Source organism: Alsobacter sp. KACC 23698, assembly GCF_045348435.1.
Taxonomy (GTDB): Bacteria; Pseudomonadota; Alphaproteobacteria; order Rhizobiales; family Beijerinckiaceae; genus Alsobacter.
The window spans coordinates 3,374,812-3,396,528 of record NZ_CP157484.1; the positions used below are offsets into that span (position 1 = coordinate 3,374,812).

Annotated in this window: 21 protein-coding genes; 10 read left to right on the forward strand and 11 right to left on the reverse strand. The window is 68.8% G+C overall.

Annotated elements, in window-relative coordinates:
- Nucleotides 1-208 precede the first annotated feature (208 nt).
- From pstS to phoU, 5 genes are all read left to right on the forward strand, one after another.
- Nucleotides 209-1,270, forward strand: a complete 1,062-nt coding sequence (gene pstS / locus ABEG18_RS16050; protein WP_406854053.1) for a phosphate ABC transporter substrate-binding protein PstS — start codon at nucleotides 209-211, stop codon at nucleotides 1,268-1,270.
- A 206-nt stretch (nucleotides 1,271-1,476) separates the two neighbouring features.
- The gene (pstC, locus tag ABEG18_RS16055; protein ID WP_406854054.1) at nucleotides 1,477-2,409 is read left to right on the forward strand and encodes a phosphate ABC transporter permease subunit PstC; all 933 of its coding nucleotides are present in this window, start codon (nucleotides 1,477-1,479) and stop codon (nucleotides 2,407-2,409) included.
- 3 nt (nucleotides 2,410-2,412) lie between these two features.
- Complete coding sequence (gene pstA, locus ABEG18_RS16060) at nucleotides 2,413-3,258, forward strand: phosphate ABC transporter permease PstA (protein ID WP_406854055.1); 846 nt, start codon at nucleotides 2,413-2,415, stop codon at nucleotides 3,256-3,258.
- Nucleotides 3,258-4,031, forward strand: coding sequence for a phosphate ABC transporter ATP-binding protein PstB (gene pstB, locus ABEG18_RS16065; protein ID WP_406854056.1), 774 nt, complete (start codon nucleotides 3,258-3,260; stop codon nucleotides 4,029-4,031). Before pstA ends, pstB begins: the two co-directional genes overlap by 1 nt.
- 23 nt (nucleotides 4,032-4,054) lie before the next feature.
- Nucleotides 4,055-4,765: a phosphate signaling complex protein PhoU gene (gene phoU / locus ABEG18_RS16070; RefSeq protein WP_406854057.1), complete on the forward strand. Its 711-nt coding sequence runs from the start codon at nucleotides 4,055-4,057 to the stop codon at nucleotides 4,763-4,765.
- A 73-nt stretch (nucleotides 4,766-4,838) separates the two neighbouring features.
- Here the strand turns inward: phoU and ABEG18_RS16075 are convergent, their stop codons facing one another.
- The 3 genes from ABEG18_RS16075 to ABEG18_RS16085 all read right to left on the reverse strand — a co-directional run bounded on the left by ABEG18_RS16075 (nucleotide 4,839) and on the right by ABEG18_RS16085 (nucleotide 8,904).
- Entirely contained in the window at nucleotides 4,839-6,518 is a 1,680-nt protein-coding gene (locus ABEG18_RS16075) for an MFS transporter (protein WP_406858623.1), read from the reverse strand.
- Between the two features lie 339 nt (nucleotides 6,519-6,857).
- A complete protein-coding gene (locus tag ABEG18_RS16080) occupies nucleotides 6,858-8,255 on the reverse strand; it encodes a sensor histidine kinase (protein WP_406854058.1) in 1,398 nt (465 codons plus the stop codon).
- Nucleotides 8,256-8,262: 7 nt separating this feature from the next.
- Nucleotides 8,263-8,904, reverse strand: coding sequence for a winged helix-turn-helix domain-containing protein (locus tag ABEG18_RS16085; protein WP_406854059.1), 642 nt, complete (start codon nucleotides 8,902-8,904; stop codon nucleotides 8,263-8,265).
- A 352-nt stretch (nucleotides 8,905-9,256) separates the two neighbouring features.
- On the opposite strand from ABEG18_RS16085, the gene ABEG18_RS16090 reads away from it, so the two are divergent.
- On the forward strand, nucleotides 9,257-9,754 hold the full coding sequence (locus ABEG18_RS16090) for a hypothetical protein (RefSeq protein WP_406854060.1): 498 nt from the start codon (nucleotides 9,257-9,259) through the stop codon (nucleotides 9,752-9,754).
- A gap of 52 nt (nucleotides 9,755-9,806) precedes the next feature.
- Here ABEG18_RS16090 and ABEG18_RS16095 read toward each other — a convergent pair whose 3' ends face one another.
- The 6 genes from ABEG18_RS16095 to ABEG18_RS16120 all read right to left on the reverse strand — a co-directional run bounded on the left by ABEG18_RS16095 (nucleotide 9,807) and on the right by ABEG18_RS16120 (nucleotide 14,423).
- Nucleotides 9,807-10,211, reverse strand: a complete 405-nt coding sequence (locus ABEG18_RS16095; RefSeq protein WP_406854061.1) for a hypothetical protein — start codon at nucleotides 10,209-10,211, stop codon at nucleotides 9,807-9,809.
- A gap of 131 nt (nucleotides 10,212-10,342) precedes the next feature.
- Nucleotides 10,343-10,771 carry a hypothetical protein gene (locus tag ABEG18_RS16100; RefSeq protein WP_406854062.1) on the reverse strand — a complete coding sequence of 143 codons (429 nt, stop codon included), beginning with the start codon at nucleotides 10,769-10,771 and terminating at the stop codon, nucleotides 10,343-10,345.
- 149 nt (nucleotides 10,772-10,920) lie between these two features.
- The gene (rpsD, locus tag ABEG18_RS16105; RefSeq protein WP_406854063.1) at nucleotides 10,921-11,538 is read right to left on the reverse strand and encodes a 30S ribosomal protein S4; all 618 of its coding nucleotides are present in this window, start codon (nucleotides 11,536-11,538) and stop codon (nucleotides 10,921-10,923) included.
- Nucleotides 11,539-11,757: 219 nt separating this feature from the next.
- Nucleotides 11,758-12,624: a glutamate racemase gene (gene murI / locus ABEG18_RS16110; protein ID WP_406854064.1), complete on the reverse strand. Its 867-nt coding sequence runs from the start codon at nucleotides 12,622-12,624 to the stop codon at nucleotides 11,758-11,760.
- 372 nt (nucleotides 12,625-12,996) lie between these two features.
- Nucleotides 12,997-13,359, reverse strand: coding sequence for an endonuclease domain-containing protein (locus ABEG18_RS16115; RefSeq protein WP_406854065.1), 363 nt, complete (start codon nucleotides 13,357-13,359; stop codon nucleotides 12,997-12,999).
- A gap of 236 nt (nucleotides 13,360-13,595) precedes the next feature.
- Nucleotides 13,596-14,423, reverse strand: a complete 828-nt coding sequence (locus ABEG18_RS16120; protein ID WP_406854066.1) for an RNA methyltransferase — start codon at nucleotides 14,421-14,423, stop codon at nucleotides 13,596-13,598.
- A 161-nt stretch (nucleotides 14,424-14,584) separates the two neighbouring features.
- Here ABEG18_RS16120 and folP point away from each other — a divergent pair, with 161 nt between their 5' ends.
- From folP to ABEG18_RS16140, 4 genes are all read left to right on the forward strand, one after another.
- Nucleotides 14,585-15,442, forward strand: coding sequence for a dihydropteroate synthase (folP, locus tag ABEG18_RS16125; protein WP_406854067.1), 858 nt, complete (start codon nucleotides 14,585-14,587; stop codon nucleotides 15,440-15,442).
- Nucleotides 15,439-15,807, forward strand: coding sequence for a dihydroneopterin aldolase (gene folB, locus ABEG18_RS16130; RefSeq protein ID WP_406854068.1), 369 nt, complete (start codon nucleotides 15,439-15,441; stop codon nucleotides 15,805-15,807). Before folP ends, folB begins: the two co-directional genes overlap by 4 nt.
- Complete coding sequence (folK, locus tag ABEG18_RS16135; RefSeq protein WP_406854069.1) at nucleotides 15,800-16,285, forward strand: 2-amino-4-hydroxy-6-hydroxymethyldihydropteridine diphosphokinase; 486 nt, start codon at nucleotides 15,800-15,802, stop codon at nucleotides 16,283-16,285. Before folB ends, folK begins: the two co-directional genes overlap by 8 nt.
- Before the next feature lie 153 nt (nucleotides 16,286-16,438).
- Nucleotides 16,439-17,653 carry an NADP-dependent isocitrate dehydrogenase gene (locus tag ABEG18_RS16140; protein WP_406858624.1) on the forward strand — a complete coding sequence of 405 codons (1,215 nt, stop codon included), beginning with the start codon at nucleotides 16,439-16,441 and terminating at the stop codon, nucleotides 17,651-17,653.
- A gap of 49 nt (nucleotides 17,654-17,702) precedes the next feature.
- Here ABEG18_RS16140 and ABEG18_RS16145 read toward each other — a convergent pair whose 3' ends face one another.
- Together ABEG18_RS16145 and alaS are read right to left on the reverse strand one after the other, a co-directional pair.
- Complete coding sequence (locus ABEG18_RS16145; RefSeq protein WP_406854070.1) at nucleotides 17,703-18,962, reverse strand: cyclic nucleotide-gated ion channel; 1,260 nt, start codon at nucleotides 18,960-18,962, stop codon at nucleotides 17,703-17,705.
- Complete coding sequence (alaS, locus tag ABEG18_RS16150; RefSeq protein WP_406854071.1) at nucleotides 18,959-21,613, reverse strand: alanine--tRNA ligase; 2,655 nt, start codon at nucleotides 21,611-21,613, stop codon at nucleotides 18,959-18,961. The genes ABEG18_RS16145 and alaS overlap by 4 nt, the downstream gene beginning before the upstream one ends.
- Nucleotides 21,614-21,717 lie beyond the last annotated feature (104 nt).

Genomic DNA, 21,717 nt, shown 5'->3' on the forward strand with positions numbered 1-21,717 from the left:
GTCTTGCGCTGCGCGCGATCCACCCTCCCCTGCAGGGGAGGGACAAGGCGCGCGATGCTTCTCGCATGCGACCTGCGAGCCCCTCAGGTGTCATCCACCTGTCATGTCCATGTCATAGCGAAAGGGCGTCGCGGCCCCCGGGGTCGCGATGGAGGCGCGGCGGCGCAGGACGCGCGGCCCCTCCCCACGTCCGACATGGAGAGTCGTCATGACCCTCGCGACCAAGACCAAGACCCTTTTCGCGGCCGCCGGCCTCGCCTTCGCGGCGGCTGCGGCTCCCGCGCTTGCGGCAGACATCACGGGCGCCGGCGCGACCTTCCCGTACCCGGTCTATGCGAAGTGGGCTGACGCCTACAAGAAAGAGACCGGCGTCGGCCTCAACTACCAGTCCATCGGCTCCGGCGGCGGCGTGAAGCAGATCCAGGCCAAGACCGTGACCTTCGGCGCGACCGACGCGCCGCTCAAGGGCGCGGACCTCGAAAAGAGCGGCCTCGTGCAGTTCCCGATGGTGATGGGCGGCATCGTGCCGGTCGTGAACCTGGAGGGCGTCGCCCCCGGCCAGCTCGTGCTCGATGGCCCGACGCTCGCCAACATCTTCATGGGAACCGTGAAGACCTGGAACGACCCGGCCATCGCCAAGCTCAACGCCGGCGTGAAGCTGCCCGACAGCAACATCCTGGTGGTGCGCCGCGCCGATGGCTCGGGCACGACCTTCAACTTCACCGACTATCTCGCCAAGGTCAGCCCCGACTGGAAGACCAAGGTCGGCGTGTCCACCGCCGTGGAATGGCCGGTCGGCGTCGGAGCCAAGGGCAATGACGGCGTCGCTAACAATGTCATGCAGTCCAAGGGCGCGATCGGCTACGTCGAATACGCCTACGCCAAGCAGAACAAGCTCTCGCACGCCAAGATGATCAACGCCGACGGCAAGACGGTCGGGCCCGAGCTGAAGTCCTTCATGGCCGCCGCCGCCAACGCGGACTGGTCGAGCGCCCCCGGCTACGGCGTGATCCTGTCGAACCAGAAGGGCGCCGACAGCTGGCCGATGACGGCCGCGACCTTCATCCTCATCCACAAGCAGCCCGCCGACCCGGCCGCCGCCACGGACGCGCTGAAGTTCTTCGACTGGGCCTTCAAGAAGGGCGACAAGGCCGCCGAGGAGCTCGACTACATTCCGATGCCCGACGCCGTCGTCACCATGGTGGAGAAGACCTGGGCCGACAGCATCAAGGACTCGGCCGGCAAGCCGCTCTTCACCGCCGGCCACTGACGGCAGCCACCTTTCGTCCGTCATCCCCGGCGATCCGCGCAGCGGATCGGGAAGGGGATCCAGAAAGCTGGGCGAAGGTCCCGCTGGATCCCCTTCCCGGCGCTTCGCGCCGCCGGGGATGACGCCGAGAGGTTGAGCCGTCGGGTGACTGTCCGACAACGCTTCGAAGCAACCGCCCCGAAGCAACCGCCCCACGAGGCGCACCGATGGTCGATCTCGCCATGCAGGCCACCCACGCGGAGACCCCGGCGGCCGACAGCCGGCTCAAGGCGCTCTCCCGCTTCAAGCTGTCGGACGCCGTGTTCGGCGCGGTCACGCGCCTTAGCGCCATGACGGTGCTGCTGATCCTCTCGGGCGTGATCCTGTCGCTGATCATCGGCTCCATGCCGACTTTGCGCGCCTACGGCTTCTCGTTCCTGACCTCGCAGTCCTGGAACCCGCCGCTGGAGAAGTTCGGCGCCGCGCCCTCGATCTACGGCACGCTCGTCACCTCCGCGATCGCGATGCTGATCGCCGTGCCGGTCGGGATCGGCGTGGCGATCTTCCTCACCGAGCTCTGCCCGCCGGCGCTGCGCCGGCCCGTCGGCATCGCGATCGAGCTGCTGGCCGGCATCCCGTCCATCATCTACGGCATGTGGGGCTTCTTCGTCCTGAACCCCTTCCTGCAGTCGGTGCTGGGCTCGGGCCTGTCGCTGTTCACCGCCGGCCTCGTGCTGGCCATCATGGTGCTGCCCTTCATCTCCTCCATCACGCGCGACGTCTTCGAGACGGTGCCGCCGATGTTGAAGGAGTCGGCCTACGGCCTCGGCTGCACCCGCTGGGAGGTGATCCGCAGCGTCGTGATCCCGTTCACCCGCGTCGGCATCATCGGCGGCGTCATGCTGGCGCTGGGCCGCGCGCTCGGCGAGACCATGGCGGTCACCTTCGTGGTCGGCAACGCCAACCGCATCTCGGCCAACCTGCTGGATCCCGGCACCACCATCTCGGCCACCATCGCCAACCAATTCGGCGAGGCCGAGCCCGGCCTCTACACCTCGTCGCTGATGACGCTGGGCCTGCTGCTGTTCCTGGTCACCTTCGTGGTGCTGTCATGCGCCAGGCTGATGCTGATGCGCCTCGAACGCCGGGCGGGAGCCTGAGTCATGAAGGACGTCTCCAAATATCGCGGCCGCGCCGCGACCAGCTCGGTCTGGATGGCGCTTTCGGTCGCCGCCACCGTGCTCGGCCTCGGCATGCTCTGCCTCATCCTGGGCTCGCTGCTCTGGAACGGCCTCACCAGCCTCAGCCCGCGCGTGTTCACCGAGATGACGCCGCCGCCCGGCAGCGCCGGCGGCCTGCTCAACGCCATCGTGGGGTCGCTCATGATGACCGCGCTGGGCGTCCTGGTCGGCGCGCCGCTCGGCATCATGGCGGGCACCTGGCTGGCCGAGTACAGCGCCGGCTCGCGCCTCGCCGGCGTGGTGCGCTTCATCAACGACATCCTGCTGAGCGCGCCTTCCATCGTGATCGGCCTCTTCATCTACACCATCGCGGTGGAGCCGGTCGGGCGCTTCTCCGGCATCGCGGGCGGGCTGGCGCTGGGCGTGATCGTGATCCCGGTCGTTCTGCGCACCACCGAGGACATGCTGCGGCTGGTGCCCACGGCCCTGCGCGAAGCCTCCTACGCGCTCGGCATGCCGCGCTCGCTGGTGATCCGCAAGGTGATCTACTCGGCCGCCCGCTCGGGCATCGTCACCGGCATCCTGCTTGCGGTGGCGCGCATCAGCGGCGAAACCGCGCCGCTGCTGTTCACCGCGCTCAACAACCAGTTCTTCTCATGGGACATGACGCGGCCGGTCGCCAACCTGCCCTACGTGATCTTCCAGTTCGCCTCGAGCCCCTACAAGGACTCCCAGAGCCTCGCCTGGGCCGGCGCGATCATCATCACCATGACGGTGCTCGTGCTCAGCGTCACGGCCCGCAGCCTTTCCTCGTCGAGGACTTCCTGATGCAAGCCGCCAACGCCCTTCCCGAAAAGGTCAGCGTCAAGGACCTGAAGTTCTTCTACGGCGCCAACCTCGCCCTGAAGGGCATCAACCTGCCGCTCTACGACCGCAAGGTCACGGCCTTCATCGGCCCGTCCGGTTGCGGCAAGTCCACGCTGCTGCGCGTGCTCAACCGCATGTACGACCTCTATCCCAAGCAGCGCGCCGAGGGCGAGGTGCTGATGGACGGCGAGAACATCCTCGACCCCAAGCAGGATCTCAATCTCCTGCGCGCCCGCATCGGCATGGTGTTCCAGAAGCCGACGCCCTTCCCGATGTCGATCTACGAGAACATCGCGTTCGGCATCCGCCTCTACGAGAACCTGCCCAAGAGCGAGATGGACGGCCGCGTCGAGCAGGCGCTGCGCGGCGCCGCGCTGTGGGACGAGGTCAAGGACAAGCTCGCAGCCTCCGGGCTCAGCCTGTCGGGCGGCCAGCAGCAGCGCCTGTGCATCGCCCGCTCGGTGGCCGTGAAGCCGGAGGTGATCCTGTTCGACGAGCCCTGCTCGGCGCTGGACCCGATCTCGACCGCCAAGGTCGAGGAGTTGATCGACGAGCTGAAGGCGCACTACACCATCGCGATCGTGACGCACAACATGCAGCAGGCGGCGCGCGTGTCCGACTACACGGCGTTCATGTATCTGGGCGAGCTGATCGAGTTCGACGAGACGGACAAGATCTTCACCGCCCCGAAGCAGAAGGCCACGCAGGACTACATCACCGGCCGGTTCGGCTGAGCGCGCAGACGAGGGACATCACCATGGCCAACCACACCGTCGCGGCCTTCGACCAGGAGCTCAAGGAGCTGCAGCGCACGATCGCCGAGATGGGCGGCATCGCCGAGAAGATGCAGTCCGACGCGATCGACGCGCTGGCCCGGCAGGACATCCGGCTGGCGCAGCAGATCATCGCCGCCGACCCGCGCCTCGATAGGCTGCAGCGCGAGGTGGAGGAGAAGGCGGTCCTCACCATCGCCCGGCGCCAGCCGATGGCGGTGGACCTGCGCGACGTCATCGCCACGATCCGCATCGCCAACGACCTGGAGCGCGTCGGCGACCTCGTCAAGAACATGGCCAAGCGCATTCTCGCGATGGAAGGCCAGTTCCCGCCGCAGAAGCTGCTGGCCGGCATCAACAATATGAGCCTGATGGCGCTGACGCAGTTCAAGAGCGTGATCGACGCCTACACCCAGCGCGACGCCCAGGCGGCGCTGGCCGTCTGGCAGCGGGACGGCGACATCGACAACCTGTACAACTCGCTCTTCCGCGAACTGCTGACCTACATGATGGAGGACCCGCGCAATATCGGGTTCTGCACGCATCTCCTGTTCGGCGCCAAGAACGTGGAGCGCATCGGCGACCACGCCACCAACATCGCCGAGACGGTGTACTACCTCGTCACCGGCGAGAGCCTCGCCGTCGACCGCCCCCGTGGCGACGAGAACGAACTCTCGGTGCAGGCCGGCCAGTAAAACCGCCGCGTCCAGAACGAAGAAAGGGCCGGCTGCTCGCGCGCCGGCCCTTTCCTGTGGTCAGCGGCCGCGATCAGGCCGCCTTGTCATCCACGAAGATGTCCCGGTCCTTGTTCTCCGGCACGAACAACATGCCGATCACGAAGGTGCCGAGCGCGATCACGATCGGGTACCAGAGGCCGAAATAGATGTCGCCGGATTGGGCGATCATCGCGAAGGCGGTCGCCGGCATCAGCCCGCCGAACCAGCCGTTGCCGATATGGTAGGGCAGCGACATGCCGGTGTAGCGGATGCGGGTCGGGAAGAGCTCCACGAGCGCCGCCGCGATCGGGCCGTACACCATGGTCACCAGCACCACCAGGTAGGTGAGCGCCAGCACGAGCAGGATCACCTGCCCGCGGAAGAGGTCGAAGAAGCCCGACATCTTCACGATCTCGGCGTTGGCGACGCCCGCCACCGGATAGCCCGCCGCGCCGAGCGCGTCGTTCACCGCCTTGGTGAAGGCGGCCGGAACAGCCTTCACCTGGTCGCCCGTGAGCGCGGCCGCGTCATAGGACGCAACCTCCTTGTCGCCGATGCGGATCTTGGTCACGGACCCGGCCGGCGCCTCCTGCACCGAATAGCTCACCGAGCTGCGGGCGAGCAGCGCCTTGGCGATGTCGCACGAGCTGGTGAACTTGGAGGTGCCTGTCGGATTGAACTGGAACGAGCACTGCTCCATGTCGGCCAGCACGACGATCTTGGTCGCCTTCTGGGCCCTGTCGAGCATCGGGTTCGCGGTCTGGGTGATGAACCCGAAGATCGGGAAATAGGTCAGCGCCGCGAGCAGGCAGCCCGCCAGGATGATCGGCTTGCGGCCGATCCTGTCCGACAGCGAGCCGAAGATTACGAAGCCGGCCGTGCCCAGGATCAGCGACCAGGCGATCAGCACGTTGGCGGTGAACATGTCCACCCGCAGAATGTTCTGCAGGAAGAACAGGGCGTAGAACTGCCCCGTGTACCAGACCACCGCCTGGCCGGCGACGAGGCCGAGCAGCGCGATCAAGGCGAAACGCGCGTTCCTCCACTGGCCGAAAGCCTCCGACAGCGGAGCCTTGGAGAGCGCGCCCTCCTCCTTCATCTTCTTGAAGGCCGGGCTTTCCTCCATCTGGAGCCGGATCCAGACCGAGATGCCGAGCAGGAAGATGGAAAGCAGGAACGGGATGCGCCAGCCCCAGGCCGCGAAGGCCTGCTCGCCGGTCCAGCTGCGGACCGCCAGAATCACCATCAGCGAGAGCAGCAGCCCGAGCGTCGCGGTGGTCTGAATCCAGGAGGTGAAGAAGCCGCGCCGGCCCTGGGGCGCGTGCTCGGCCACATACACCACCGCGCCGCCATATTCGCCGCCGAGCGCCAGTCCCTGCAGCATGCGCAGCGCGATCAGGATCACGGGCGCGAGCCAGCCGATCGTCTCGTAGCCGGGCAGCAGGCCGACCACGAAGGTCGAGACGCCCATGATCAGGATGGTCATCAGGAAGGTGTATTTGCGTCCGACGAGGTCGCCCAGCCGTCCGAACACCAGGGCGCCGAAGGGGCGCACCAGGAAGCCCGCCGCGAAGGCCAGCAGCGCGAAAACGTTCCGAGTCGCTTCCGGAAAGGCGGAGAAGAACTGCGCCCCAATGATCGCCGCCAGCGACCCGTAGAGGTAGAAATCATACCATTCGAAGATCGTGCCCGCCGACGAGGCCAGGATCACGCGCTTTTCCTCGCGCGTCATGGGCCTCTTGCGGTCCACCGCCATGGCGGCGGTCGCCTGCATGGTCATCGTCGTTCCCTCCCCCACGCGCCGGCGAGAGAGCGGTGCGTTACGCCGCATCCCCATGCGACGGCCCGCCTCCCCCGGCATGATCACGGCTCCTCGAGTGAAGAACCTCGCCTGGAGGTGGAGCTGAAGCTTGAATTCTTCAAGGCGCCGGACCACGACGTTGCTTTAGACATTGGAATAACAAATGCCGAACGTAATAATATTCTACATTGATCAGCTGTGTGATCAAGTGACGCAAAATGACAGACTATGCTCGTTTAAAGAGTAACATCCCCTCATCTTTCGTGCGCGCTAGAAGACCATGCGGACCCGCAAGCCCGGCTCGTTGTCTTCGAGACTGAGCCTGATGTCATGCAACTCCGCCACCGCCGCCACGAGGCTGAGGCCGAGACCGTTGCCGGACGTGGTCCGGTTGCGTTCGAGCCGGTAGAAGCGCCGGAACACCTTGCCGCGTTCGGCCTCGGGCACGCCCGGCCCATCGTCGCTCACCAGACCCTCCGGGCGCCCGCCCTCGCCCCGACGCAGCTCCACCCGCACGGCCGCCCCCGGCGGCGAGTGGCGCAGCGCGTTCTCGACCAGGTTGGCCAGCATCTGCGTCATCAGCTCGCGGTCGCCCACATGCATGACGCCGGGCTCGATCCGGCTCTCGAAACGCTGGGCGTGATCTTCGGCCACCGCCCCATAGGCGTCGCACACCGTCTCGAACACGTCCGAGAGATCGTAGGACCGGAAGCCGGCGCGGCGTGAGCCGGTTTCGATCTGGGCGATGCGCAGCAGCGCCGAAAAGGTGCCGAGGATGTTGTCGATTTCGCCGAGCGCGGCCTCCATGTCGTCCTGCTGGGCCGGCTCCTTGGCCTTCTGGCGCATCCGCTCCAGCCTCTGGCGCAGCCGCGCCAGGGGGGTGCGCAGATCGTGCGCCACGTCGCTGGAGACCTGCCGCATGCTCTCCATCAGCGTCTGGATGCGGTCCAGCATGGTGTTGAGGTTGTCGGAGAGCTGGTCGAGCTCGTCGCCCGAGCCCTGCAGAGGGATGCGCTCCGACAGGCGGCCGCTCACGATCGTGCGCGCCGTGCGGTTGATGGCCTCCAGCCGGCGCACGAAGCCGGCGCCCAGCAGCAGGCCTCCGGCCAGCGCCAGGATCGCCGTCACGGCCAGCGAGCCCAGGAAGGCCCGCAGCACGAGCGTGTTCAGGTCGTCGAGGTCGCCGAGATTGCGGCCGATCGCCAGATAGCCGCCGGACGGCAGGACCGCCCCGCGAAACATCGCCAGGCTGGTGTCCTGCCCGCCGTCCGCGCCCGTGTGGGTGGGCGCGACCCGCATTTCGAAGAGGCCCTCGACCGGCGGAACCGGCGGGATGTTGCCGGCCAGGCGCACGCCCCGCGCGTCCTGCAGCAGGTAGAAGCTGGAGCGGGACTCGGCCGAGCTGCCGCGCGCGGCGACCTCCTCGCGCAGCCGGGCCTCGCCGGCCCTGCGCTCCTCCTCCAGGAGCGCGCTCAGCTCCGTCCCGATGGAGGCCCGCATCTGGTCCAGCCCATAGGCCTGCACCCGGAAATAGGTGAACGCGAACAGGACGAAGGTGGAGAGCCCGAAGATCGCCGCGTAAAGCAGCGCCAGCCGGAATGCGGCCGTGTGCGTGAATTTCGACGACGTCTCGGCGGGCTTCAGGCCAGCTTTCGTCCGGGTCAGCATGACGGCGCTACGGCTCGCGCATGAGGTACCCCGCCCCACGCACGGTCTGGATCAGCATGCCGGGGAAATCCCGGTCGACCTTGCTGCGAAGGCGGCTGATATGGGTCTCGACGATGTTGGTCTGGGGATCGAAATGAAAGTCCCAGACATTCTCCAGCAGCATCGTGCGGGTGACCACTTCGCCGGCGTGCCGCATCAGGAACTCCAGGAGCTGGAACTCGCGCGGCTGCAGGTCGATCTTCTGGCCGCCGCGCACCACGGTGCGCTTCACCAGATCGATCTCCAGGTCCGCGACCCGCAGCACCGTCTCGGCCGCCCCGAGCTTGGCGCGCCGGCCGAGCGCGTTGACGCGGGCGATCAGTTCGGCCGGGGCGAAGGGCTTGACCAGGTAGTCGTCTCCGCCCGCCTCCAGGCCCTCCACGCGGTCGTCGATGCCCGACAGCGTGGTGAGAAACAGCACCGGCGTGCTGACGTCGTCCTTGCGCAGGCGGCTCACCAGCGTGAGGCCGTCGAGCTCCGGCAGCATGCGGTCGACGATCAGCACGTCATACGCGTCGGCGAAGGCCGCGGCGAGGCCCTCCCGGCCGTTTCCGACCACCTCCACCTGATGGCCTAGCTCCCTCAGGCGGGATGCGACGTCTTCAGCCATCTCCACATCATCTTCAATCACGAGCAGTTTCACGGCTTGCCACTCCAGAACGGGCTCGGACGTTGTGTAAAACATTCATGGGCGTCGGCCACATTGGTTCCCGCCAAGGTGAAGCGCAAGGCGTCAGGCGCCGCGGCCGGGCTCGGGACGACGCCAGCGTGGCGCCAGCCTGTGCGCCGCCGCACGGAGGCGGCGTCGCGGCCGTGCTTTCGATGCCGGGGTGTGGCGGCGAGGGCGCGGCTCCCGGGCGTCTGCGCCAGGGCGCCGGGAATATCGGGCCTGGCCCTTCTCGCGGGGCCGGGAATCGGGAATGGGCGGCGGGCGAGCGCGAATGGCGCGGGAAGGACAGACGATGATGCGGACCCTCCTCTCCACTGCGGCGATCCTGGCGATGGGATCGGCCGGACTGGCCGCCTGGCAGCCCGCCCAGGGCTCGGACGACATCAAGCTCGACCTCATGGCCTCGCTGCACGGCCGCTGCACCGCCATCGTGGTCGCCGGCAAGGAGGCGGCCTGCTCGCCCAAGGCCGGCGTGCTCGTCACCAGGCTGAAGAACAACCGCACGCTGGTGATGATCGGCATGGCCGACGGCAAGTCCGCCCTCACTTTCGTGGGCGAAGGCCCAAGGACGTCCGCGGCCGACCTGCCGGATCTGAGGCTCTCTCGGGTCTATGTCGGCAGCAGCCCCGACGCGCCGCACATCGACGTCGACGGGGCCTGCAGCCTCTCGCGCGGGCCGGACGGCAAGGCGCTGGCGAGCCTGAGCTGCGAAGCCAAGGACGGAGCGGGCGCCCGCTACAGCCTGCAGTTCGAGACCGCCGGCGCCCCGCCCGACATCCAGCGGTTCTGAGCTTAAGCATGCTGCGAAAAGGTGGAATCCGGCTTATCGCACGCAGCATGGTCTAGTCGCCGAGATCGAGCCGCGCGGTCTTGCGGCCCATCCTGAAGTCCAGATAGGCGCGCTCCTCCGCGGCCAGGGCCCGGAAGCGGTCCTGGGTCTGCGCCAGGCTCGTGGCGTCGAAATGCTCGCACTCCATTCCCACCATGGCGACGTAGAGCTCCAGGATGGCGGCGCGCCTGCGCTGGACGTCGAGGTGGAGCGCCCGATAGCGCACCGCCTCCATCGCGGCCTCCTCGCTGTCGGACGCCACGCCATGGCCCATTCCCAGCCGGCGCTGGGTCAACTGCGCCATGGCGGACTGATACTGCAGCGTCATCCCATAGATCCGCGCGCGCTCGGCGCCGCACGCATGGGCAGCGCCGCTGAGTGCGACGAAGATCAGGAGGGACGAGGCAAGGCGTGTCATGGGCCGTTCCGGGATGGACGAACCCACCCTACAGGCGACCCTTTGAAAATCCGTCTTCCGCTCGTTTCAGATTTGATGATCGCATCGCCTGCGCGACGCCGGCTTTACACGGCTGGCGTGCGTCGCCCTGCTTACTTCACCACGGTGGCGAGCCCGGAGATCACCCGGCGCGTCCCCACCAGCGTCTCCTCTTCCCCGGCCGTGGCGCGGGCGAAGGCGTCGGAGGTGTGGTCCAGGTTGGCCTGCTCGAACTGCCAGCACTCCTGCGTCACCGCGTCCCGATAGAGCTGCAGGATGCGCTCGCGCTCGCCGCGGGCCGACGAGCTCAGGCTGGCGAAACGCCCGACGGCCCGCAGCACCGCCTCCTGGCCCTTGGGCAGATAGGCGAGCTGGCGCCGCGCGTCGCCGATCTCGGCCATGATGCGCTGGTACTTCAAGGTCAGGCCGCGAAGATCGGCGGTGATGTCGCCGCAATCATCCCCGGCGCGCGCGCTGGGCGCGAAGCAGACCAGGGCCGCAAGAGTGGTCAGAGCGAAGATCCGGGGGAGACGAGAGGGCATCGAGCTGTTCCGATTGCAACCGTCCCGTGTGTAACCCACGGATCTGAAGGCGCCCTCGCCGGAATCGTTCAAATGCATCGCGACCGGCCACGAAAAAGGGGCCGCCGGTTGCCCGGCGACCCCGAAACGAAAACGGCCGAGGCCGCGGATCAGCGCGAGTAGAACTCGATGACCAGGTTCGGCTCCATCTGGACCGCGTAGGGCACCTCGGACAGGCCGGGGATGCGCGACATCTTGGCGGTCATCTTGGAGTGGTCGACCTCGATGTAGTCCGGCACGTCACGCTCGGCGAGCTGGGAGGCCTCGAGCACGATGGCGAGCTGCTTGGAGGAGTCCTTCACCTCGATCACGTCGCCGACCTTGACCTGGTAGCTGGCGATGTTCACGCGGCGGCCATTGATGCGGATGTGGCCGTGGTTCACGAACTGCCGGGCCGCGAACGGGGTCGCGACGAACTTGCAGCGGTACACGACGGCGTCGAGGCGGCGCTCGAGCAGGCCGATCAGGTTCTCGCCCGAGTCGCCCTTCAGGCGGAGCGCCTCTTCGTAGTACTTGCGGAACTGCTTCTCGGAAATGTTGCCGTAGTAGCCCTTCAGCTTCTGCTTGGCGCGCAGCTGCGTGCCGAAGTCGGAGAGCTTGCCCTTGCGGCGCTGGCCATGCTGGCCGGGGCCGTATTCGCGGCGGTTCACGGGGCTCTTCGGGCGGCCCCAGATGTTCTGGCCGAGGCGGCGGTCGATCTTGTATTTGGCCTGAACGCGCTTCGTCATCGCGGTTCCTCTTGGTGTTAAGGGTTATTGAGGAACGCGCCCTCCTCTGCTCCGCCGTGAGGCGGGGCCGACAGGTCCGTTGCGAGCGTTCGCGCGAGACCACGGGTGCGTCAAAAGCATCGCGGGCCGAAATCCGGCCCGCGCTACGGAGGTGCTGATACAGAAGCGGGGTCGTCCTGTCAAACCGGGAGCAAGGCCGCCGGCGCCGCTTCGCCGCACTCAGGCGCCCAGCGGCATGGCCTCGATGTGCAGGCGCGCCAGCCCGAACGCTCCGAGCGCGCGGCGAAGCTCCGGCGTCACCGCCCGGCCGGAGGTGAACAGCGCCGCGGCCTCCTCCTCGCCGTCATGCGCCGGCGGCGGCGCGCCGAGGAGCTGCGTCACCCGCCGGGCGATGGCGGGGGCGGGATCGATCCACGCCACCGGCCAGGGCGCGAGCCGCTCCATCCGCGTCCGCAGCAGCGGGTAGTGGGTGCAGCCCAGCACCACCACGTCGGTGGGCGGGCCCTCGTCCGGAAAGCAGGGCGCGATCTCGGCCGCGATGGCGGCGTCCTCCACGGCTTCGCCCCGCAGCTGCGCCTCGGCCAGCCCGGCGAGCGCGGTCGAGCCCACCAGCGTCACCTTGCAGTCCCCGGCGAACTCGTCGATCAGCGCCTGCGTGTAGTCCCGCTTCACCGTGCCGGGCGTCGCCAGCACGGCGACCCGGCGGGTCACCGACCGCTCGACCGCCGGCTTGATGGCCGGGACCGTCCCGACGAACGGAAGGGCGAAACGCGCCCGCAGCGCCGGCAGCACCAGCGTGGACGCCGTGTTGCACGCCACCACCACGAGGTCTGGCGCATGCAGGGCGACGAGGCGGTCCATCACGGCCGTCACGCGCGCCACCAGGGCGCCCTCGTCCAGCCCGCCATACGGGAAGGCGGCGTCGTCAGCCGCATAGACGAAGCGCGCGTCGGGCCGTGCCTTCACGACCTCGCGGAACACCGTCAGCCCGCCCAGGCCGGAATCGAACACGAGGATGACAGGAGCACGCGGCAGGGTCATGGCCGCGCCCTGATACTGAATCCCGGCCCAAAGATCGACCCGCATCGCGCCCGCGCCTCACGTATCGATCCAGTACAACCCGCCCGAGTTAACGCCCAGTAACGATCCGCCCTCTCCCCGTGCCGGGCAGAGGGAGAGCGCGAACTTTCCCTTCTCCCCGGAACGGGGAGAAGGTGGCCGAGCGAAGCGAGGTCGGATGAGGGGACATCCCCGCCTGTGCCATGCTTAAAAGTTCCCTCAACCCAACACTCTCCCCGTCCCGGGAGAGAGGGGAGCCCAAACCCTCCCTGCTCCCCGGCACGGGGAGAACGCAACCGACCGAAGCGAGGTCGGATGAGGGGATGTCCCCGCCGCTGCAGCGCTTCGAAGTCCCCTCACCCCAGCCCTCTCCCCGTCCCGGGGAGAGGGGGAGAGCGCTCACGCGCGAGCGGACCCCGCTTCCATCGCACGGGCATAGATGGTGTCCAGCACCATCGTAAGATCCTGGAACACCTCGTGGGTCCAGAACCGCAGCACGCGGTAGCCGGCCGCCGCGAGCGCGGCGTCGCGGATGAGGTCGCGCCTGCTTCCCGCGTGCTGGCCGCCGTCCACCTCGACCACGAGCCGGCGCTCGCGGCAGCAGAAATCCGCAATATAGGAGCCGATCGGCTCCTGCCGGACGAATTTCAGCCCCGCATGCCTGCGGTCGCGCAACGCACGCCACAACTTGCGCTCGGCCTCCGTCAGCTCTCGCAGAAGCCGCCGCGCCCTGCCGATTTGGACGGTCGAGTGTCCCCGCATGGGAACCGAGCATCCCGCCGCGCGAGTTCAAACGCCACAGACCAGACGCGAAGCCGGTTGCAAAATCACCGGCCCGGGGAGACGAGAGCGCGCCTTCCCTTCTCCCCGGAACCGGGAGAACGCAGCCGAGCGAAGCGAGGTCGGATGAGGGGACGTCCCCGCCGCTACAGCGCTTCGCAAATCCCCTCACCCCAACCCTCTCCCCGTGCCGGGGAGAGGGAGAAGCTGCGGCGCTTTCACGCGTCCGGCGGCTTGTATCCCTTGGGGGGCTGCTTGGGGCCGCGGCGTTTCTTGGTCTGGGGCTCGCGGGGACCTTCGACCAGCCGCACCACCATGCCCCGCAGGGTGCGGACGTCCTGTTCGGACAGTCCCACGCGGTGGAAGATGTTGCGCAGGTTGCGGCTCATCACGGGGCGCTTGTGCGGCGGGCGGAAGAAGCCGCGGGCCTCCAGCTGGTCCTCCAGATAGTCGAAGAAGGACAGCACCATCTCGCGCGTCGCCGGCCCCCATTTCTGCTTGCGCTCGAAGGGCAGCGGCGCATCGGCCGCCGACATCCAGGCGTAGCCGGCCAGCAGCACCGCCTGGGACAGGTTCAGCGAGGCGTAGGCCGGGTTCACCGGATAGGTCAGGATCGCGTCGGCGAGCGAGATGTCGTCGTTTTCCAGCCCGGTCCGCTCGCGCCCGAAGATCACCCCGATGCGCTGGCCCTGCGCGGCGCGGGCCCGCATGGCCGAGCCCGCCTCGGCGGGGCCGACCACGTCCTTGCCCTGGCCGCGCTCCCGCGCCGTGGTCGCATAGGTGAACTGCAGGTCCGCGATCGCCTCGCGCAGCGAGCCGTAGAGCCGGGCGCCGTCGAGTATGAACTCCGCTCCCGCCGCGGCGGCCCGCGTCTTCTGGTTCAGCCAGCGGTCGCGCGGCCGCACGAGCCGCATCTCGGCGAGGCCGAAATTGGCCATCGCCCGCGCCGCCATGCCGATGTTCTCGCCAAGCTGCGGCTCGACGAGCACCACGACGGGGCCGCCCTCCAGGGTGGGGCGCGTATGGTCGGTTCCGGCTCCGGGCATGCGGGGTCTCGCGGGGTGGTGCGGGCGGGCTCTGGCGCGCAGCCATACAGAAACAAGGCCCCGAGGGGGAGCCCCAACAACCTGCGCGGAGCCGCCGATCGCCCGCCTCGACATCGTCGCCCAATCGGTCGATAAGCGCGCATCCGCCCCAGGCTGCCCCGATGAGCGACCCGTCCCCCGTCCCCTCCCCGCACCCCGGCGCACGGCCGGCCGCCCGGACCCTGATCATGGGCGTGGTGAACGTCACGCCGGATTCCTTTTCCGACGGCGGCGACTTCCTCGACCCCGCCGTCGCGCTGCGCCACGGCCTCGGCTTGGCGGCCGAGGGCGCCGACATCGTCGACGTGGGCGGCGAGTCCACCCGCCCCGGACACCAGCCGATCGGCGCCGAGGAGGAGCAGCGGCGGGTGCTGCCCGTGATCGCCGCGCTGGCGCCGGCGCTGGCGATCCCGGTCTCGATCGACACCTTCCGGGCCGACACCGCCCGAAAGGCGCTGGCGCTCGGGGCCCACATCCTCAACGACGTCTGGGGCCTGCAGCGCGACCCCGCCATGGCGGCCGTGGCGGCGGAGCACGCATGCGACGTCGTCGTCATGCACAACCGCGAGAGCATCGACGCCTCGCTCGACATCCTCGACGACATGAAACGCTTCTTCGAGCGCACGCTGGCGCTGGCGCGCGCAGCGGGGGTCTCCGAGGACCGCATCGTGCTCGATCCCGGCATCGGCTTCGGCAAGTCCTATGAGCAGAACCTCGACGCCTTGCGGCGCGTGGGCGAGCTGAAGGCGCTCGGCTTCCGGGTGCTGGTGGGCGCCTCGCGCAAGTCGTTCATGCGCCGCATCCTGGGCGAGGACGTCGCCCCCAAGGACCGGCTCTTCGGCACGCTGGGCGCCCATGCGGCCGCCATCGCGGGCGGCGCCGACATCATCCGCGTCCACGACGTGAAGCCCCATGTCGACCTGGCGTGCGTGATGGACGCCATCCGGCGCGCCGGGGCCCCAGGAGAGAACCGCCCATGACCGACCGCATCACCCTGTCCCGGATCGCCATCTATGCGAGGCATGGCGTGCTGCCCGAAGAGGAGCGGCTCGGCCAGCGCTTCTTCATCACGGTCACCTGCGAGGCCGACCTGGCGGCGGCCGGACGCGGCGACGACTACAGCCAGGCGGTGTGCTACGGCGCCGTGGCCGACCTCGTCGTCGCCATCGCGACCAAGCGGCGCTTTCGCATCATCGAGGGCCTGGCGGAGGCCATCGCGGCCGAGATCCTCGCCGCTCAGCCTCGCGTGGCCGCCGTCGTCGTCAAGGTGGAGAAGCCCGAGGCGCCGGTGGAGCATATCCTCGACACCGTGTCGGTCGAGATCGAGCGCCGCCGGAATGCCTGACGCCTGGCTCAGCCTCGGCAGCAACATGGGCGACAAGCGGGCCAACCTGGCCGCCGCCCTCGGCGCCCTCGAGCGCGCCGGCGTGGCCGTGGTCGCCCGCTCCGGCGACTATCGCACGCCGCCCTGGGGGCCGATCGCGCAGGACTGGTTCGTCAACGCCTGCGCGGCCGTGCGCACCGCCCTGCCGCCGCGCGAGCTGCTGCGGCTCTGCCTGGCGGTGGAGCGCGACATGGGCCGGATCCGGGCGGAGCGCTGGGGCCCGCGGCTGATCGACATCGACATCCTGGCCTATGAGGGCGCGGCCCTGGCGGCGCCGAACCTGACGCTGCCGCATCCGCGCCTGCTGGAGCGCGCCTTCGTGCTCGTCCCGCTGGCGGAGATCGCGCCGGACCTCGTCGTCGGCGGCCAGCGCATCGGCGCCGCAGCGGCTGCGATCGACCGGGCCGGCGTCGAGCGCCTCGCAACGGGGGCCGAATAGGCCCCGTTTCGCCTCCGGCGCCTCCGAAAGGCGCGCTTTGCCGCCCTCGCGACGGGTGCTATGAGGTGCGCCGACCGGTCCGGTCCGGCTCCAGTCGATGGGGCGCATGGGCGGACCACGACAGCAGACCTCATGCGCGAGAGGCTTTCCAAGATGGCGAAGATCAAGGTGGCGAACCCGGTCGTCGAGCTCGACGGCGACGAGATGACCCGGATCATCTGGCAGTCCATCAAGGACAAGCTGATCCACCCCTATCTCGACGTCGACCTGCAATATTTCGACCTTTCGGTCGAGAACCGCGACGCCACCAACGACCAGGTGACCATCGATTCCGCCCACGCCATCAAGAAGGCCGGCGTCGGCGTGAAATGCGCCACCATCACGCCGGACGAGGCCCGCGTGAAGGAGTTCGGCCTCAAGGAGATGTGGAAGTCGCCCAACGGCACCATCCGCAACATCCTGGGCGGCGTCATCTTCCGCGAGCCGATCATCTGCAAGAACGTGCCGCGCCTCGTGCCGGGCTGGACGCAGCCGATCGTCGTCGGCCGCCACGCCTTCGGCGACCAGTACCGCGCGACGGACTTCAAGGTTCCCGGCAAGGGCCGCCTGACGATCAAGTTCGAGGGCGACGACGGCACGGTCATCGAGAAGGAGGTGTTCAAGTTCCCGGACGCCGGCGTCGCGATGGCGATGTACAACCTCGACGAATCGATCCGCGATTTCGCCCGCGCCTCGCTGAACTACGGGCTCATCCGCAAGTACCCGGTCTACCTCTCCACCAAGAACACGATCCTCAAGGTCTATGACGGCCGCTTCAAGGACATCTTCGAGGAGATCTACCAGAACGAGTTCAAGGCCCGCTTCGACGCGCTCGGCATCACCTATGAGCACCGCCTGATCGACGACATGGTCGCCTCGGCGCTGAAGTGGTCCGGCGGCTATGTCTGGGCCTGCAAGAACTATGACGGCGACGTGCAGTCCGACATCGTGGCCCAGGGCTTCGGCTCGCTCGGCCTCATGACCTCCGTGCTGATGACCCCGGACGGCCAGACCGTCGAGGCCGAGGCCGCCCACGGGACGGTGACGCGCCACTATCGCGAGCACCAGAAGGGCAAGGAGACCTCGACCAACTCGATCGCCTCCATCTTCGCCTGGACCCGCGGCCTGGCGCACCGCGCCAAGCTCGACGGCAACGCCGAGCTCGCCAAGTTCTCCGACACGCTGGAGAAGGTGTGCGTCGACACGGTGGAGTCGGGCTTCATGACGAAGGACCTGGCCCTGCTCGTCGGCGCCGACCAGAAGTGGCTCTCCACCACGGGCTTCCTCGACAAGATCGACGAGAACCTGAAGAAGGCGATGGCCGCCTGACGTTCCGGCGCGACGCCCCCGAAAACCCGGCCCTCGCGGCCGGGTTTTTTCATGGGGGCCCTGGATCGATGTCCGAGAACGGCAGGTCGTCGGAAAGGTCGGAGCTCACCGTGTGGGCGGCGTGGCTGGAGCGGGTCTGCGCGACCTTGCGGATGCGCGCCCCGATGTCCGGCCGCCGCTCCGCCAGGGCGCGCAGGTCCGCCGCGTCCAGGACCAGCAATTGCGTGCGCACCAGGGCCCGGATGGTGGCCGTGCGGCGGGCGTTCTTCAGCACCGCGATCTCGCCGAAGAACTGGCCTTCGCCCAAGAGGTGGCGCTTGCCGTGCTGGGTCTCGATCTCCACCTGGCCCGAGGCGATGAAATACATGCTGTGGCCGACTTCGCCGCGCCGCACGATCACCTCGCCGGCCTGCGCCCCCTTGGAGCGCAGCAGCCGCATGATGGCCGCGACCTCCTCCGCCGACAGGTCCGAGAACAGCGGCACCCGGGCGATCATCCCCCAGGTGACCACGAAGTCGCGGCGGTGGATGACCTCCGCGAAGGCCGTCGCGATGATGCCGACCGGCAGCGCGATCATGGCCAGGCCCATCAGGGCGGTCACGCCGGCGACCACCTTGCCCATGGGGGTGACCGGCACGACGTCGCCATAGCCCACCGTCGCCAGCGTGATCACCGCCCACCACATCGCATCCGGGATGGTGCCGAACTTGTCGGGCTGCGCGTCCGCCTCCAGGACGTGCATGACGCCCGCCATGGCGATCACCAGCGACGCGATGATGACCAGGCAGGCGACCAGGGCGCGCCGCTCGGCGTGGATCGCCTCATAGAGCGAGCGCATGCCGGGCGAGTAGCGCGCCAGCTTCATGAAGCGCAGGAGCCGGAAGACGATGAAGACACGCAGGTCCGCCGCGATCACGAAAGCCAGGTAGAAGGGCAGCACCGTGCAGAGGTCGATGAGCGAGGCCGGCGACAGCGCGTATTTCAGGCGGGCCCGCCACCTGGGAAGGGAGCGCAGCGTGGGGTACTCCACGCAGGCCCAGGAGCGCAGCACATATTCCAGGGTGAAGATCGCCATCGAGAGCGTCTCCACCGCCTGGAAGGCGGGATCATAGGCGGCCCGCAGCGCCGGCACGGATTCCAGCACGACGGCGGCGACGCTGGCCACCACCCAGACGATCAGGAAGCCGTGCACCAGATGGGCGAGCCGGTCTCCCGGCACCGCCTGCTCGAAGAGCTCGTAGGCGCGCCGCCGCGCCCCCGCCAGGCGGTCCGCCGGGCGCGCCGTGGGGGACGTCCCCCGGGCCGTCACGCCCCGCCGATCGCCGCCTCGATGGCGGCGAGGGCCTCGCTGGCTTTCGACCCGTCCGGACCGCCGGCCTGGGCCATGTCGGGCCGCCCGCCCCCGCCCTTGCCGCCCAGCGTCTCGGACGCGACGCGCACCAGGTCCACGGCGTTGAAGCGGCCTGTCAGGTCCGCCGTCACCGCCACGACGACGCCGGCCTTGCCGTCCTCGCCCGTGGCGATCAGCGCCACGATCCCCGAGCCGACCTGCTTCTTGCCTTCGTCCGCGAGGCCCTTGAGGTCGCGCATGTCGACGCCCGTGACGGCGCGCGCCATCACGTTGACGCCGCCGATCTGCTTGACGCCCGCGTCGCCGGCCTGGCCGCCGCCCATCGCGATGGCCTTGCGGGCCTCGGCGAGCTCGCGCTCCAGCTTGCGCCGCTCCTCCATCAGCGCCGCCAGGCGGTCGCCCGCCTCGGCGGCCGGCGCCTTGAGGAGGCCGGTCAGGCCCTTGAGCCGCTTGCTGTCCTCCACGAGATGGCGCCGCGCGCCCTCCGCCGACATGGCCTCCAGGCGCCGCACGCCCGCCGCCACCGCGCCCTCGCCCACGATGCTGACGACGCCGATGTCGCCGGTGCGCCGCACATGCGTGCCGCCGCACAGCTCCACCGAGAAGGCCGGGCCGTTGTGGCCGGGCGTGCGCGGCGGGCCCATCGACACCACCCGCACCTCGTCGCCGTATTTCTCGCCGAACAGCGCCCGCGCGCCGGTCTCGATCGCCTCGTCGACGCCCATCAGGCGGGTCACGACGGGCTCGTTCTCGCGCACCACGCCGTTCACGATGGCCTCGACCCGGTCGAGCTCCTCCTCGCTGATCGGCTTGGGGTGCGAGAAGTCGAAGCGCAACCGGTCTGGCGTCACCAGCGAGCCCTTCTGGGCGACGTGGTCGCCCAGCACCTGCCGCAGCGCCTCGTGCAGGAGGTGGGTGGCCGAGTGGTTCGCCCGGATCGCGCCGCGGCGATCGTGGTCGACCTCGAGCTCCAGCGCGTCGCCGACGCGCAGCGCCCCGCTCGCCACCGTGACCACATGGGCGAACACGTCGCCGAGCTTCTTTTGCGTGTCGCGCACGGTCACGGACGCGTCCGCGCCCTGCATACGGCCGGTGTCGCCCACCTGGCCGCCGCTCTCGGCGTAGAACGGCGTCTGGTTCAAGAGCACGATGCCGTCCTGGCCGGCGTCCAGCCGGTCCACCGGCTGGCCGTCGCGCAGCAGCGCGGTGACGACGCCCTCGGCGCGCTCGGTGTCGTAGCCCAGGAACTCGGTCGCGCCGACCTTCTCCTTGACGCCGTACCACACCGTCTCGGTGGCGGCCTCGCCCGAGCCCGCCCAGGCGGCGCGCGCCATCTCGCGCTGGCGCTGCATGGCGGCGTTGAAGCCGTCGAGATCCACCGCGATGTCGCGCGAGCGCAGCGCATCCTGCGTCAGGTCGAGCGGGAAGCCGTAGGTGTCATAGAGCGTGAAGGCGACGTCGCCCTTGAGGCTCTGGCCGGCCCCGAGCGTGCGGGTCTCCTCGTCCAGGATGGCGAGGCCGCGCTCCAGCGTCTTCCGGAACCTCGTCTCCTCCAGCCGCAGCGTCTCGGTGATCAGCGGCTCGGCCCGCACCAGCTCCGGATACGCGTGGCCCATCTCGCGCACCAGCGCCGGGACGAGGCGCCACATCAGCGGCTCGCGCGCGCCCAGCAACTCGGCGTGGCGCATGGCGCGGCGCATGATCCGGCGCAGCACGTAGCCGCGGCCCTCGTTGGAGGGCAGCACGCCGTCGGCGACCAGGAACGAGGAGGCGCGCAGGTGGTCCGCGATGACCTTGTGGCTGGCGCGGCCCTCCGGCTCCACCCCGGTCGCCTCGGCGACGGCGCGGATCAGCGCCCGCATCAGGTCCGTCTCGTAATTGTCGTGCGTGCCCTGCAGCACCGCGGAGATGCGCTCCAGCCCCATGCCGGTGTCGATGGAGGGCTTGGGCAGCAGCAGGCGCTCGCCGGGGGCGACCTGCTCGTACTGCATGAACACGAGGTTCCAGATCTCGATGAAGCGGTCGCCGTCCTCGTCGGGGGAGCCCGGGGGGCCGCCCGGGATGTGATCGCCGTGGTCGTAGAAGATCTCCGAGCACGGGCCGCAGGGGCCGGTGTCGCCCATCGCCCAGAAATTGTCCGAGGTCGGGATGCGGATGATCTTGGAGTCCGGCAGGCCGGCGATGCGCTTCCACAGCGCGTGGGCCTCGTCGTCCTCGTGATAGACGGTGACCAGCAGCTTCTCGACCGGAAGGCCGTACTCCTTGGTGATCAGGTTCCAGGCGAGCTCGATCGCCCGGTCCTTGAAGTAATCCCCGAAGGAGAAGTTGCCCAGCATCTCGAAGAAGGTGTGGTGCCGCGCCGTATAGCCGACATTGTCGAGATCGTTGTGCTTGCCGCCGGCGCGGACGCATTTCTGCGACGTCGCGGCGCGCGAATAGGGCCGCTTCTCCACCCCGGTGAAGACGTTCTTGAACTGCACCATCCCGGCGTTGGTGAACATCAGCGTCGGGTCGTTGCGCGGCACGAGCGGGCTGGAGGGAACGACCTCGTGGCCGTTCTTGGCGAAGTAATCCAGGAAGGTGGACCGAATCTCGTTGACGCCGCTCATTTGTCGCTCGATGTGCGCGGCCGCTGGCGGCCGCTGGCTGATCTCGCCGCGTTTGTAGAGCATGCGCCTGCACATTGGAAACCGCTTTCGCAGGCGTCCATTCG